This is a genomic window from Streptomyces avidinii, assembly GCF_045161815.1.
Classification (GTDB): domain Bacteria; phylum Actinomycetota; class Actinomycetes; order Streptomycetales; family Streptomycetaceae; genus Streptomyces; species Streptomyces avidinii.
The window spans coordinates 2,070,206-2,083,901 of record NZ_CP108863.1; the positions used below are offsets into that span (position 1 = coordinate 2,070,206).

A 13,696-nucleotide genomic window follows, 5' to 3' on the forward strand; every position below is an offset into this window, starting at 1 on the left:
AATTGATCTTTGAGGGGTCGGGACAGGGCCGGCCGACCTCTGGCCGTCCCGCTACGCGGCCTGATTCAGGTTGTGGAGTCGGGCGATGCCGAGCATGGCGTGGTGGACGCCGTCGCCCTTCAGACGGCAGTCGCGAAGGATCTTCCAGGTCTTCATGCGGGCGAAGACGTGCTCGACACGGGCGCGGACCTGTTTGTGCTCGCGGTTGTGCTCGGCCTGCCACTCGGTCAGTTCTCCGCCGCGCGGTCTGCGGTGCGGGATGACCAAGCCGGTGCCCGGGTAGCCGCCGTCGGCGATGGTGGTCGTTCTGCCGACGGCGGCCTTGGCGCCGGACTCCTCCCAAGCCCTGCAGTCGTTGCGGTTGCCCGGGAGAGGTCTGCCGATCACGACGACCAGGCGGGTGTGGGCGTCGATGACGACCTGGTGGTTGGTGGAGTACCTGTAGTTCTTGGACTGCTCGGCAATGGTGTGGTCTCGGGTAGGGACCAGGGTGCCGTCGACGATCAGCACGGCGTCCTTGCGGAACCGCCGCCTCGGCTTGAGCGCAAGGAGCGGGCCGACGTGGTCGATGATCCGGTCGGCCGCCGACTTGGACACCCCGAACAGCGGCGCAAGCTGCCGCAACGTCAGGTTGGTGCGCCAGTAGGCCGCGACCAGCAGTACCCGGTCCTCCAGGGACAGGCCCCACGGCCGCCCGGGCCGCACGGTGTCGGCGCCCTCGCGGCGCAGCGCGGTCAGCAGCTTGCGGAAGTCGCGCGCGCTCAGCCCGGTGAACGGGGCTATCCAGGACGGTTCCGACGCCGTGATCACGCGAGGCATCGCAGGATCATCGCACCTACGGTCGGCAGCCTTGGAGGTCAGCCTGGCCTCAGAGCTCAAACCACAGATCGATGTTCGGGTGGACTTGTTCGCGCAGACAGTCTGAGTGTGAATAGGCCTGCTGCCGCACGGCACCGCCTCGCACCGGGTCAACCGCACCGAGCCTGAGCTCGGTCGCTGCCCCGTCCTGGTCGAGATCGATGACCTGATAGCAGAAGCAGCAGATGGGGTTCGGGTTCAACGATGCCCTCTCATGTCGCCGAGACAACAGCGCCGGCCGCACCGTCTCGCAGACCCTACGTCGAACAGGACGCCGATAACGGGACAGCCCTTAGGTGTGGCTGTCTTGGCTAAGCACCCCTGACAAAGGAATCGGCTCCCGGCGTTGCAGCGCCGAGAGCCGATGGGAGTCCCTTGTCCAAACCGCCCACTCCTGAACGGATCTGAGGAACGTCTATGCCCAACAGTACGGCCGAAGCAGCCGTCCGCACACCTGCGCCCACCCCGGCATTGCCGTCCCAGCAGCAGACGAAGACGGGGCGATAGGCATGGCACGCATCCGCACCATCAAGCCGGAAGCCTTCAGCTCCGAATCGCTGGCCGCCGTCAGCATCACCGCGGCGCGGACGTTCTTCGGTCTGCTCACCCAGGCCGACGACCACGGCCGGTTCCGTGACCAGTCCGCCGTCATCGCAGGCCTCTTGTGGTCCCTGCGCCCCGAACACGGCCCGATCGAGGTCGAGGACGACCTCACCCAGCTCGCCGGCAATGAACTCATCTGCCGGTACGAGGGCGAGGACGGCAAGCGGTACCTGCACATCGTGACCTTCTCCAAGCACCAGAAGGTCAACCGCCCCAGCGGTGTCCGACACCCGAACTGCCCCTACCACGACGGTGGCCGGGTGCCCCTGACTTCACCGCTGGCGCAGGGAGGGCTCCGTGAGGCGTCCGTGCACCATCAGGCACCCGCCCCAGAGCTCGCACGCACACCTCATGCCGCTTCAGCGAACCCCATATCCGCAGGTCAGGACGGGTTCACTGAACCCTCCGTGCAGCGTCAGGGAGAGGTACGGGAGCCCACGCCGAGCCCTCACGGTCCGGATCTAGGACCTAGGATCATGGATCTAGGATCTCCGTTGGGAGGCGCGAGCGCCCCCACCCCATCCCAGACCGTCACAGCCCAGCAGATGGTCGGCGAGTACGCCGCCGCATGCGGGAAGCGTCCCCCGGAGAACGTTCTGGGCCATGTCGGCCGGGAGATCAAGAAGTTGCTGCGCGAAGGCATCGACCCCGAGCACGTCCGGGCCGGCGTCGAGCGCATGCGGTCAAGAGCCTCCACCCGGGCCTGCTGCCCGCCTGGTCAACGAGGCCATGAACCCGCCCCAGGCCACTGCTGGCGCCCGCAGAGCCCCTCAGCCGTACACCAACCTCGTTGACGCCGAAGCCGCTTACGGAGGCCAGCTGTGACCACCGCGACCCGCGAACCCCAGCGTGCTGGCACCCTGGCAGCCCGTCTCCAGGCCATTCTCGCTGCCAAGGGCATCGACCCCGACACCGCACCCGCCGGGCCCACGGTGGAACCGGTGACCGCCCTGGAACCCGCCGGCCGCCGCATCCCGCCCCGCTACCGCGAGGCACTCGCCACCCAACCCGAAGTCCTGGGCTGGGTGGAGGCGGTCACCCGCGCCGGGCGAAGCGGGCCGGCCGGTACCCGGGGCATCGCCTACGGCCCCTCGCTGCTGATCGCCGGACCCACCGGCATCGGCAAGACCCATCAGGCCTACGGAGCCGTCCGCTCGCTGCTGGCCGCCGGAGTACGCCTGCGCTGGCAGGCTGTCACCTCCGCCGACCTCTACGCCCAGCTCCGGCCCCGGCCCAACCACGACCCCGAGCGGGAGATCCAGGAGCTCGGCCGGTGCCCGCTGCTGATCCTGGACGACCTCGGCGCTGCCAAGCAGTCCGAGTGGACCGAGGAGCTGACGTACCGGCTGATCAACCGCCGCTACACCGAGATGCTCCCGACCCTGATCACCACCAACTTGCCGATCGCGGAACTCCGCAACGCAGTCGGGGACCGCGTCGCCTCCCGCCTGGCAGAGATGACCACCCGCGTCATCCTCACCGGCCCGGACCGCCGACGCACCCAGCCGTCGGGCTCCTGACCACCACGGTCCCCACCCGGGTCGGTCCCCGTCATCGTGGGGACCGAACCACTGACGCGAGCCGTTCGGGGACCGTCCCCACCCCGGTCCCGGTCCCGTCCCCATCACGGTCCCCAACCCGGTCCCGGTCCCCAAACTGACCCCGGTCCCGCCTGACAGCGCCCTCCCCCAGGAGGGGACCGAAAGCAGTCGATCGGGGACCGTCCCCTGATTGCGCTGCGCGCGCCGGCCACCACGGGGACCGGTCCCCAACTCTGTTTCCGCAGGTCACCGCCGCCTGACGTCCCCCGCCTCAGTGGGGACCGCCCCCACGGTCCCCACCATCCGGGACCACCCTGCGGCGGTTCGGGGACCGTCAGGTCACCACGTCGGGGACCGTCCCCACCCACGACTACGGGTACCGAGACGGGACCGGTCCCCCACGCCCCTGCCGCCGGGGACCGAGCGCCTCCCCGAAACGGGGGCCGTCCCCGCCCGGTCCCCGGACAGCACAGGCAGCGTCTCGCGTCACGAGCGAGCGGTCCCCAACCGATCGACCTCGCCCAACAGCCCCTTCACACGACCAGCCTCTACCGCTTCAAGGACACGCATGCACAACCCACCGCACGACCGTCCCACCCACGACGAGCACATGCCCTCGCTTCCAGCCTCAGGAGGAGCAAGTTGTACCCAGAGCATTGCTCCCGTCGGGAGCAATGCTCTGGGCTCCCCCGCCCCAGGGGTGGCGGGAGCGGACCGGCACCAGGAGGCGCCGGTCCTTCGGCACGCGGCCGAGGCCGGACCGCACCACGAATCGGAGGAACAGCACACCTGCCACACCCCCCGCTGCACGCACACCGCCCCAACGACATCCCACGTGCGCCAGCGTGAACGCCTACTCGCCGAGAAGAAGCGCATGCACCAGCCCAGCTGCCGCATGAACGACGACGAATTCGAGCTCCTCACCCACGCTGTGTCTGCCTGCCATATGAGCATCGCCAGCTTCCTCGCCCACTCTGCGCTGAAGGCCGCACGCGACCTCGAACACACCGAAGCCGAGATCGCCACCCACCGGGACATGGTCAGAGAGCTGTTCGCGCTGCGCCGGGCCCTCGGCCAGATCGGCAGAAACCTCAACCAGGTCGCCACCATCTTGAACTCCGGCGCGGATGCCCCCCACGCCAAGGCGGTCCTCGACGCGGTCCAGCGGACCGCCGAGCGCGTGGACGACTTCACCCAGCGCTACGTAGAGACGGAGACTCCCGCCGGATGATCCCCCGCGTCCACAAGATGGGCAGCCGCACCATCGGCCTGATCCGCTACCTCTACGGCCCCGGCACCCACGAGGAACACACCGACCCGCACCTCGTGGCAGCCTGGGACAGCCTCGTCCCCGACCCCGGACGCAACCCGAAAGCCACTTACGCGGACCTGCAAAGGCTCCTCGACCAGCCCGTCGAAGCCCTGCCCAAGTCACGGCGCCCCACTGAGCACGTGTGGCACCTGTCCGTACGCACCGCGCCCGAGGACTCGATCCTCACCGACGAAGAGTGGGGCGACATAGCCCGCCGCATGGTCGCCGCCACCGGCATCGCCCCCGAGGGCGACACCGCCGCCTGTCGCTGGGCAGCCGTCCGCCACGCCGACGACCACATCCACATCATCGCCACCACTGTCCGCGAGGACGGCCGCCGGCCCCGCCGCCACAACGAAGCCAAGCGCTCCCAGGCCGAAGCCCGTCTCATCGAAGCCGACTACGGCCTGCGCCGTCTCAGCACCGGTGACGGAACTGCAGCCCAGCGCCCCACCAGCGCCGAACGCCACAAAGCCGACCGCCACCAGCGGGAACGCACCCCGAGGGAGGAACTGCGCGAGAGCGTCCGACGCGCGGCGGCCGGCGCCCAAAGCGAGGAGGAGTTCTTCGACCGCCTCACCCATGCCGGTCTCCTCGTAAAGCGGCGTGTGGCACCGTCCGGGGACCTCCTTGGCTACACCGTGGCCCTGCCCGACGACCGCAACAAGAACGGCGAACCCGTCTTCTACTCGGGATCCAAGCTCGCCCCCGACCTCTCCCTGCCCCGCATCCGCGAACGCTGGACCCAACCGGCAGAACCCTCCTCGGACGAGGACGTCTCACCGGAGCTCCCCGCTCTCCCGCCGGTCACCGGCCCTGCGTACGCCCGCCGCCGCGCCACCACCGCGACCTGGCAGGCACTGCTGCAAATCGAGCATGCCGACGAAGGCACGGCAGCAGCCCAGATCGCCGTTGCCGGGGAGGTCCTCGACGCCCTCGCCAAGACCTCCGCCGCCTACACCCGCAGAGAACTCCGCGATGCAGCCTTCGCGTTCGAGCGGGCCTCCCGCTCCCACGTCCGCGCCGTACGCGGGCACGACCACACCCTGCGCCAGGCTGCGCACGACCTCGTCCACAGCGGACGGTCCCTCGGCCGCGGAGAGGACGGCGCCACCACCGCCATGCTCATCGACACCGCGTTCCTCCTCGTCACCGCGGCGGCGAAGTGGCACACCAAGAAGCACCACGCCCAGCAAGCCGAAGCCGCCCACCAAGCCGCCGAACACCTGCGCGCCGCCTACGAGATCGCGGCAGCCCAGCCGATGTCCGTGCTCCACCAGCGAGGCCGCTCCCTGCCACTGCAGCGACGACAAGCAGTCGTCCTACGCCAGGCGCTGCCCGAGATTGCCGAACAGGTTCTGGCCGAGCCGGGCTGGCCCGCCCTGGCGGCCACACTCGCCGATGCCCAGGCCGCAGGCCACAACCCAACCCGCCTCCTCGCAGAAGCCACGCGGCATCGGGAGCTGGACAGCGCCACCTCCGTCAGCGACGTCCTCGTCTGGCGCCTCCGCCGTCTCGCACACCTGCCTGCCGATCCCGCAGCATCACTCCCCCGGCACGCGCCGACCACACAACCGGCTCTGAAGGCCGCGAACAACGCCTCCCGCCGGCGCTGACGGCATAACGCATCCGTCCGTACATAGCCGACGATCCCCGGTCAGCCAAACCGGGGTTTCTCCGGAGCATTGAAAACATCACCACCGACTCCATCCCGTAAGGAACCCCCGCATGCCCGAAGCCGAACTGCGCATCGAAGTCATTGCCCTGCTCTTGGACGCGGACTTCAAGCTCCCACCCGACACCAACACCTGGTCCCACAGTGACGGGCGCCCCTTCACCCAGGCCAAACAGGCGACCGCCTTCCAGGCCACGCGCGCCGAACTCGAAGCCGTGGCAGCACTGAGCGCCCGCAACGCCGCGGCTGCCCTCGAGCAGGACAACGCCGTGAAGGCCCTCACAGAGCTCTTGTTCTCGTCCTTCGCCCGGCACCCCGAAGCCCGCATGGTCATGGACGTACTCCCGCACATGACCGAGGAAGACCGCGCCGAGTACGAGCGACTGTGCGCCATAGCCGCTCCGGACGGCGGCATATACCTCCCCTACGAGGACTGACAGGCCCCAACGCAGCACCCTGCGCCCGGTGGCGGGTACCTCCCAGCCACCGGACGGCGGCATTCCTCATGCGGAAATCCGCTACGCCCTACCCACTGGCAGTCGCAAGATCAGTGGCGGGCGTCGCCTGCCGCGAGGAACGGGGCCAAGAGGTCGACGGCTTCCTTCCAACGGAAGCGGTCGGCGCCGCCGCCGGACTTCGGGCGGTGGGGCTCGTAGCTGCCGACCAGAACACCCATCTCGCGCAGCTCGGCGAGGCTGCGCTGGTACGCGCGGTGCGCGGCGAGCGCAGTGTTCACGTAAGGCAGGACGACGGTGGGGATGCCCATGCCCGGGGCCTCGCAGAGGATGCCGAGGGCGAGGTTGTCCGCGAAGCCGGCCGCCCACTTGTTGACCGTGTTGAAGGTGGCCGGGGCGACTGCGATCGCATCGGCGGGTGGGAAGGACCGTGCGTCGCCGGGCCCGCGCCAGGCGGAGCGGACGGGGTAACCGGTCCGGTCCTCAATCGCGGACACGTCGAGGAAGGGCAGCCCTTGCGGGGTGGCGACGACGCCGACGTCCCAGTTCCGCTCGTGCGCGGCGTCGATCAGCTTGCCGACGTCGCCCGCGATCCCGGCCGCGCAGACGACGACGTACAGGAAGGGCTTGGGCTGCGGCTCGGTCACGCGGGTACTCCCAGTCGGCGGCTGAAGTGGTGGAGCTCTGGCAGCGTACGCCGACGGTCGCGCGCCGCCATGTCGGCGACCAGGTCCCGGACGGCTGGGCGTCGTACGTCCTGGGCTGCGCAGGTCTCCGCGATCCGCAGGGCCTGGTAGCCGTCGGCGAGGCGGCCCTGCTGCGCGTAGGCACGGGCGGCTTCCACCCACAGGGCGGCCCGGCGCTCGGGAACCGGGATGTGGCGGCGCATGAGCGGACGGGCGATGTCGATGGCGACGCCCGCGTCGCCGAAGGACACGGCCGCGCTGACCTCGTGGAGGGCCACGTTGGTGGGGCTGAAGTTCGCCCAGGCGTCGGGGTGGTCCAGGGCGACGTACTTCGCCACCTCCTTGGCCTCGGTCAGGAACTCTGAGGTGGCAGCGCGGTCCCCAGCTCTGCTGGCAGCCGTGACTCCGCGCAGTAGCAGCAATCCGAGCACAGAGAGGTGGTGGTGGGGCTGCCGGTCGTACGCACCGGTGAGTTGTGAGGCCGTGTGCTTGATCAGTGTGACGGCCTGGCCGGCGTGCTGTTCACGGACCAGGACGTGCGCGTGGAGGCGGACGCTGGCGGCGAGGACGAGTGGATCACCTGAGCGTTCGGCCTCGGCCATCGCGCGCCCGACGGCGAGCCATGCCGTGCCGGGGTCTCCCTGCTTGAGCAAGAGGCTGGCCGAGGTCTGGTAGGCCGTGGCCAGGAAGCGGGGAAGTTCCTCGGCCTGTGGGGAGTCAGCGATGCAGTGGCGGAGATCGGTGATCAGGCCGGGAAGGGTCCGCTCCAGCTCCGCGTAGTCGCAGGCGCTCCAGAGGCGCCGGATGGCCGTTGCACGGTTTCGTAGCTCCCCGGACTCCAGCGCTTCCGTCGTCGGAGCTGTCGGCATCCCGGGCAGGAGTGCCTGGACGAGCGCGGGGTGCGCAGCCGTCGGCGCGACCGAGGCTGTGAGCGCGGTGACGCTGGCGGCAAGGAAGGTACGGCGGCGCAGCATTTCCTCTGTCTCCGGATCGTGGGGATCGGCTTCCGGGGCGGCCTCCGCCAGACCGAGTCGGGCCGGGGGAATGCGCAGGATGCGTGCGACGTCGCGCAGGACGCGGATGTCGTCCGTTCCGCGTCCGCCCTCCAGTCGGCTGATCTTCGACTGGTGGTATCCCAGCTCGCCGGCCACGTCCGCTTGTGAGCGGCCCTGTAAGACCCGAGCCCGGCGGATCAGTTCCCCGATCCGGTGCACCTCGCCCTGCGTGTCGACCATCTCCGCCACGGCCCCTTCTGCCGAGACCGATCCTGCCTGCTCAACCGAGCCTAGCTGCAAGGAACTTGTCGGCCATGCACAACGTGCATGAACGATGCAGGGGCTGCGCGGCACATCGCACAGCCACCTCCTGAGCGCTTGCCTGGTGGAACCGCACCCCTCCAGGAGGCTGCTCATGGAAGTGCATGAGGTCACGCTGTCCGTCACGAGTTCGCCCGAGGGCGCTGCTCGTGCCCGGCACCAGGTGATGAACGAGATCAGAGGCTGGCGCTCGGTCATCGACACCGACGGCATGTACGTAGCAGAGGCCGTGGCCGGCGAACTGCTGGCGAACGCCGTTCAGCACGCGGGAAACGGAGCCGCTTCCGTGACCGCTCGCCTGCGCGGAAGCCGACTGCGCTTCGAGGTCCGCGACCGAAGCTCCGCCCTCCCCCACGCACGCCTACCCCTTACGGACGCCGAGGACGGCCGCGGGCTGCTGATCATCAACGCTCTCGCCGACCGGCACGGCGTCGACCACAGCACCGGCGGCAAATCCTGCTGGGCCGAGCTCGATCTGTCCGTACCCACCTCGGTCACGCCATCCATCACGCAACCTCCCCTGCAAAGGAGTTGAACATGGCACCCACTCAGGCCCTTGCGCCGAGCGCGGAGGTCATCGCCGTACGTCCGGGGAGGCCCCTCTCCGGGTCGGTCACCGTCGACGGCTCCAAGAACGCCGCCCTGCCGCTGCTGGCCGCCGCAGCAGCCGTGCGCCGGACCGTCCAGTTGGAGAACGTCCCCGCCAGCGCCGACGTCCACTGGATGCTCACCTTGATCCAAGGGGCGGGCTGGCACGTCGCCCGAGCCGTGGGACGACCCGACAGCGTGGTGATCATGCCCCCTGACGCCGTACCTACGGACCTCGACCTGGCTCCGGCCGCACGGATCCGCGCGTCGTACTACCTGGTGCCCGCACTCCTTGCCCTACAGGGGAACGCCCGTCTGCCCTGGCCCGGGGGATGCCGGATCGGGGAGCGCGGCATGGACCTGCACTTCAAGGTGTACGAAGCGTTCGGTGACCGTGTCGCCGTCCAGGACGAAGGCTATGACGTCGAGGCCGGTCGACCCACCACCGGAACGGTCTCCCACACGTTGCCGTTCCGGTCGCGCGGTGCGACGGTCGTCGCCGTCCTGCGTGCGGTCGTCGCGGGCCGTGCGCTGCGCCTCGGTCGGCCGAACCTGTCGCCGGAAGTCCTCACCGTGCTGGACGCCCTGCGCTCGGCGGGATGGGAGGCCCGAGCGGGCGAACAGGTGCTGGCCCTGAGCCCTGCAGCGGCATCACCGGCCGAGACTCCGGCTTGGCGCGTTCCGGGCGACAAGATCGAGGCAGGCACCCTGGCCTGCGCCGTCGCCGCCACTGGTGGGAACGCGCGCATCGAAGGCGTCCAAGGTCGGGATGTCGTGCCGTTGCAGGCAGCCCTGCACCGGCTGGGCATCCCCACCGCGGTACGTGAGGACGTCCTCGTTGTCGACGGGAGCGCCGCCCGGCCGACGGGCCGTCCCCTTCGCGCCATCGCCACGCTCGCCACCGGCGGCCTGGACGCCGACTTCGAGCCTCCCCTGATGGCACTGGCCCTCGGCCAGCCCGGCACACACCTGTTCGCCGACTCCATCAACCCCGGCCGCCACGGGAACCTGCTGCCCCAGCTGGCCCGACTCGGCGCGAAGATCGAGGAGATCTCCCCCACCGAATGCCGACTGACCGGCCCGCAACGCCTCACCGGAGCCGGGGTCGAGGCCACCGACATCCGCACCGGCTCCGCGCTCATGGTCGCCGCGCTGACCGCCCGCGGAATCACCACCCTCGGCGGAGTCGACCAGCTCCGCCGCGGCCACGCCGACCTGCCCGGCAAGCTCCTCCACCTCGGCGCCGACATCTGCGAGGTCGCGCCATGACCACGGCCCGTTCCCTACGACAGATCATGGCCACCACCGACGTCCACTCCGCCCTCGGTACCGGCGGCCCACTGCTCGGGCACCTCCACCAGTCGCGCACGGACAGCCTGCTGGTGGACTGCGGCGACTTCTTTGAGGGCACTGGGTACTACCGCCTCGGCGGTGGCGGGCTCGAACGGGACATCCTGCTCGCCCTGTACGACGTCGTCGCTCCCGGGAACCACGGCTGGCCGCACTACTTCGAGCCGGGCCTCCACCAACGGACCGTATGCGCCAACGTCGTCGAGGACTCCAGCGGCAAGGCGCTCTTCCGCCGTCTGCGCATCGTGGACATCGCAGGCCGACGGACGGCCGTCACGGCCGTGATCGGCCCGCAGGCGTTCAAGTCGATCCCGGCCGGGCAGCGGTCCGGCCACCGCTTCACCGATCCCGTCCACGCTCTGCGCGAGCTGATGCTCTCGCACCACCACGAGGTCGACTCCTGGGTCCTCCTCAGCCACTCCGGCTTCGAGCAGGACCTCCAGCTCGCCGAGGCGTGCCCCTTCTTCGACGTGGTCTTCGCCGGCCACTGCCACAGCGAACACACCGGACCCGAACGGGTCGGCAGCACCCTCGTGCTCAAGGGGCAGGAACTCGGCGTCGGCTACGCAGTCGCCGAACGCTCCTCCGAAGGCTGGGTCGGACGAACCGCCCGTTTCCCCGACACCTCAGAATCCGTCCTACCGACCGAGCTGGCCTCCGTCCGTCAACAGATCGCCTCCATCGACGCACAGCTGGCCGAGCCGCTGGGACGTCTCGTCGCGCCCTATCGGAACAAGCCGCTCGACCGCCACGCCCTGCTCCGAGAACTGGCCGACCGCCTGCGCAGCGGACTGGGTAGCGAGGCCGTCGTCCTCAACGAGACCGCCGTGCGCACGACGCTGCTCGGCGAAGTCCTCACCGCCGGAGATCTGCTGGCCATCGAGCCGTTCGACAACAGCCTGGTCGAGGCCCAGGTCGCGCCGGCCTTCCGTAACGACCCCGCTGCACTGCTGACTCACCTCACCGAGCCGGCGGGACCCCTGATCACCTCCCCCGATCCGCTTCCCGCCGGCCTGGCGAGTGTGCTGACCACCGACTACCTCGCCGACACCTGTCTCAGCAGCCGAGCCCAGCCCTCGGGCCTCAGCCTCGGCTCGGCGATCCGGAGCATCCTGACCAACGGAGACGACCAGTGATCCTCACCGGACCCGAGATCACCGCCGCCTCGATGGACGGACGGCTGCGGATCTCCCCCTTCGTGCCGACCCAGGTCAACCCGAACAGCTACAACGTCCGCCTGGGCGGGACCCTGCTCACCTACACCGACCAGGTACTCGACGCCCACCGCCCGAACCCCACCCGCCGGACAGAGATCGGCAACGACGGCCACGTCCTGCAGCCCGGCGAGCTGTACCTCGGCCACACCCTGGAGGAGGTGGGATCCGACCTCTTCGTCCCCCTGCTCTTCGGCCGGTCCTCCGTCGGCAGACTGGGGCTCTTCGTCGAGATCACCGCACCCATCGGTGACATCGGCTTCCACGGCCAGTGGACGCTGATGCTCACCCCGACCCGCCCCGTGCGCGTCTACGCAGGGATGAAGATCGGGCAGATCATGTTCTTCGTCTCCGAGGGCGCCATCGACCTGTACGAAGGCAAGTACCAGGCTGCCTCCGGGCCCCAGCCCTCCTCGTACTGGCGCGACCTCGACGGTACGGCGGTGACCTCGTGATCCTCACCGGACCGGCCATCGCCGCCGCCCGCCAGGCGGGCCGCATCACCATCGACCCGTACGACCCGGACCGCCTGTCCCCCAACGCGTACGACTGGCGCCTGGGCAGCACGCTCCGCGTCTGCGAGGGCGACCTCGACGCCGCCAGTCCCACCGACTTCTCCGAACTCACCCTCCCCGACGACGGCTACGTCCTGGAGCCGGGCCACCTCTACCTCGGACACACCCTGGAGCGCACGGGCTCCGAGGCCTACGCCCAGCTCCTCAACGGCGACCGGACCACCGGCTCCCTCGGCATCTGGGTCCACGTCTCCGCGCCGCTCGGGCACCAGGGGCACTCGATCCGCTGGACCCTGGAGATCCGAGCCACTCGCCCCGTACGCGTCCGGCCCGGCATGACCTTCGGCAAGCTCGTCTTCCTCCGCACCCACGGCTCCCCCGCCAGCTACCAGCAGCACGGCCTCAAGTACCGCACCAGCGAGGGCATCGAGACGTCACGCCTCTACCAGGAAAACCCTGGAGGCCGCCGGTGAACCGCGTCGTCGCCACCGCCCTCGACCTGCCGTTCCCCAGTCCCGGCGGAAGCGTCGAACTGTTCCTCGACCTCTACGCCGGCACCCGGCCCGCCATCCCCTCCCGCGCCTTCATGCTCGCCCCCAATGGCCCCCGACCCCGCACCCCGGCCGGCATCGACCTGCTGCACGCCGCCGGCAAATGCCTCGACGGCCACGCCTTCAGCAGGTACGTCACCAACCTGCGCCTCGCCATGACGGCCGCCATCGACCCGCGCCAGATCAGCGTGCTGCACCTGCACCACCTGGCCTTCGGCGCCACCCCCGCCCTCTTGCGAGCCCTACCCGCCCACCCCCGGATCGCGTTCGTTCACGGCACCGACCTCCTGCACGCCGAGAACCACACCACGCAGCTGCGCGTTCTCCGCGAGACCGCCTCCGCTGCCGACGCGATCGTCGTCCCCACCGGCGCCATGGCCGACCGCCTGCTCAAGCTCGCCCCCAAGACGGACAGGCGCAAGATCGAGAAGATCCCCTGGGGCATCCCCGACCGCCTCCTCACCAGCCCACCGCCCCGCCCCGCCCGACGTCCCACCAGCTACCTGCGGATCCTCTTCGCAGGCCGCCTCAGTTCCGAGAAGGGCCTCGAACCCCTCCTCCAAGCCGTCGCGGCCACCCGCTCGGTCGAGCTGAGCATCGCCGCCCCGCGCGCCCAGTTCCTCGACCTCGCCCCGGTCGTCCGCCAGCTCGGCGTCCACGTCCGCTACCTCGGCTGGTTCCGCCGCCCCCAACTCTGGAAGGCCTTCGCCGACCACGACGTACTCGCCGTGCCTTCCACCACCCTGGAGGCCATGGGCCTCGTCGCCCTCGAAGCCCAGGCCTGCGGACTCCCCGTCCTCTACCAACCCGTTCCCGGACTCAGCGAAGCCCTCTCCGGCACCGGCCTGGCCACCGACTTCACCAACCCCACCACCGCCGCCCACGACCTTCACCGCCTGCGCACCACCCCCGGCCTCCTGGAGATGCTCCGGGCATCCGGCCGCACCAACACCGCCCGCTTCCCCCTCAGCGCCACCGCCACGGCCATCACCGACCTCGGCCGGCGGCTCGCCTGACACCACCCGTGGCGCA

The 13,696-nt window shown here is 70.0% G+C and carries 14 protein-coding genes; 11 read left to right on the forward strand and 3 right to left on the reverse strand.

What is annotated here, in order from left to right; genetic code table 11:
- Positions 1-51: 51 nt before the first annotated feature.
- Positions 52-819 carry a transposase gene (locus OG373_RS09265; RefSeq protein ID WP_405436533.1) on the reverse strand — a complete coding sequence of 256 codons (768 nt, stop codon included), beginning with the start codon at positions 817-819 and terminating at the stop codon, positions 52-54.
- A gap of 548 nt (positions 820-1,367) precedes the next feature.
- Here OG373_RS09265 and OG373_RS09270 point away from each other — a divergent pair.
- The 5 genes from OG373_RS09270 (at position 1,368) to OG373_RS09290 (ending at position 6,426) form a co-directional block, all read left to right on the forward strand.
- Positions 1,368-2,255, forward strand: coding sequence for a hypothetical protein (locus OG373_RS09270; protein ID WP_405437358.1), 888 nt, complete (start codon positions 1,368-1,370; stop codon positions 2,253-2,255).
- Positions 2,256-2,282: 27 nt separating this feature from the next.
- Entirely contained in the window at positions 2,283-2,981 is a 699-nt protein-coding gene (locus OG373_RS09275) for an ATP-binding protein (protein ID WP_405437360.1), read from the forward strand.
- An 895-nt stretch (positions 2,982-3,876) separates the two neighbouring features.
- A complete protein-coding gene (locus OG373_RS09280; protein ID WP_405437361.1) occupies positions 3,877-4,233 on the forward strand; it encodes a plasmid mobilization protein in 357 nt (118 codons plus the stop codon).
- Positions 4,230-5,930 carry a relaxase/mobilization nuclease domain-containing protein gene (locus tag OG373_RS09285; RefSeq protein WP_405437362.1) on the forward strand — a complete coding sequence of 567 codons (1,701 nt, stop codon included), beginning with the start codon at positions 4,230-4,232 and terminating at the stop codon, positions 5,928-5,930. The genes OG373_RS09280 and OG373_RS09285 overlap by 4 nt, the downstream gene beginning before the upstream one ends.
- Before the next feature lie 112 nt (positions 5,931-6,042).
- The gene (locus tag OG373_RS09290; protein WP_405437364.1) at positions 6,043-6,426 is read left to right on the forward strand and encodes a hypothetical protein; all 384 of its coding nucleotides are present in this window, start codon (positions 6,043-6,045) and stop codon (positions 6,424-6,426) included.
- Between the two features lie 110 nt (positions 6,427-6,536).
- Here the strand turns inward: OG373_RS09290 and OG373_RS09295 are convergent, their stop codons facing one another.
- Together OG373_RS09295 and OG373_RS09300 are read right to left on the reverse strand one after the other, a co-directional pair.
- Entirely contained in the window at positions 6,537-7,091 is a 555-nt protein-coding gene (locus OG373_RS09295) for a flavoprotein (RefSeq protein WP_405437366.1), read from the reverse strand.
- The gene (locus tag OG373_RS09300) at positions 7,088-8,365 is read right to left on the reverse strand and encodes a helix-turn-helix domain-containing protein (RefSeq protein WP_405437368.1); all 1,278 of its coding nucleotides are present in this window, start codon (positions 8,363-8,365) and stop codon (positions 7,088-7,090) included. Before OG373_RS09300 ends, OG373_RS09295 begins: the two co-directional genes overlap by 4 nt.
- A 175-nt stretch (positions 8,366-8,540) precedes the next feature.
- On the opposite strand from OG373_RS09300, the gene OG373_RS09305 reads away from it, so the two are divergent.
- From OG373_RS09305 to OG373_RS09330, 6 genes are read left to right on the forward strand one after another with little or no spacing between them, the layout of a single operon-like run.
- Positions 8,541-8,981, forward strand: coding sequence for an ATP-binding protein (locus OG373_RS09305; RefSeq protein WP_405437370.1), 441 nt, complete (start codon positions 8,541-8,543; stop codon positions 8,979-8,981).
- A 2-nt stretch (positions 8,982-8,983) separates the two neighbouring features.
- Entirely contained in the window at positions 8,984-10,303 is a 1,320-nt protein-coding gene (locus OG373_RS09310) for a UDP-N-acetylglucosamine 1-carboxyvinyltransferase (RefSeq protein WP_405437372.1), read from the forward strand.
- Complete coding sequence (locus OG373_RS09315) at positions 10,300-11,520, forward strand: bifunctional metallophosphatase/5'-nucleotidase (protein WP_405437374.1); 1,221 nt, start codon at positions 10,300-10,302, stop codon at positions 11,518-11,520. The genes OG373_RS09310 and OG373_RS09315 overlap by 4 nt, the downstream gene beginning before the upstream one ends.
- Positions 11,517-12,053 carry a dCTP deaminase gene (gene dcd, locus OG373_RS09320; protein ID WP_405437376.1) on the forward strand — a complete coding sequence of 179 codons (537 nt, stop codon included), beginning with the start codon at positions 11,517-11,519 and terminating at the stop codon, positions 12,051-12,053. Before OG373_RS09315 ends, dcd begins: the two co-directional genes overlap by 4 nt.
- Positions 12,050-12,586, forward strand: a complete 537-nt coding sequence (locus OG373_RS09325; RefSeq protein WP_405437378.1) for a dCTP deaminase domain-containing protein — start codon at positions 12,050-12,052, stop codon at positions 12,584-12,586. The genes dcd and OG373_RS09325 overlap by 4 nt, the downstream gene beginning before the upstream one ends.
- On the forward strand, positions 12,583-13,680 hold the full coding sequence (locus tag OG373_RS09330; RefSeq protein ID WP_405437380.1) for a glycosyltransferase family 4 protein: 1,098 nt from the start codon (positions 12,583-12,585) through the stop codon (positions 13,678-13,680). Before OG373_RS09325 ends, OG373_RS09330 begins: the two co-directional genes overlap by 4 nt.
- Positions 13,681-13,696: the final 16 nt, after the last annotated feature.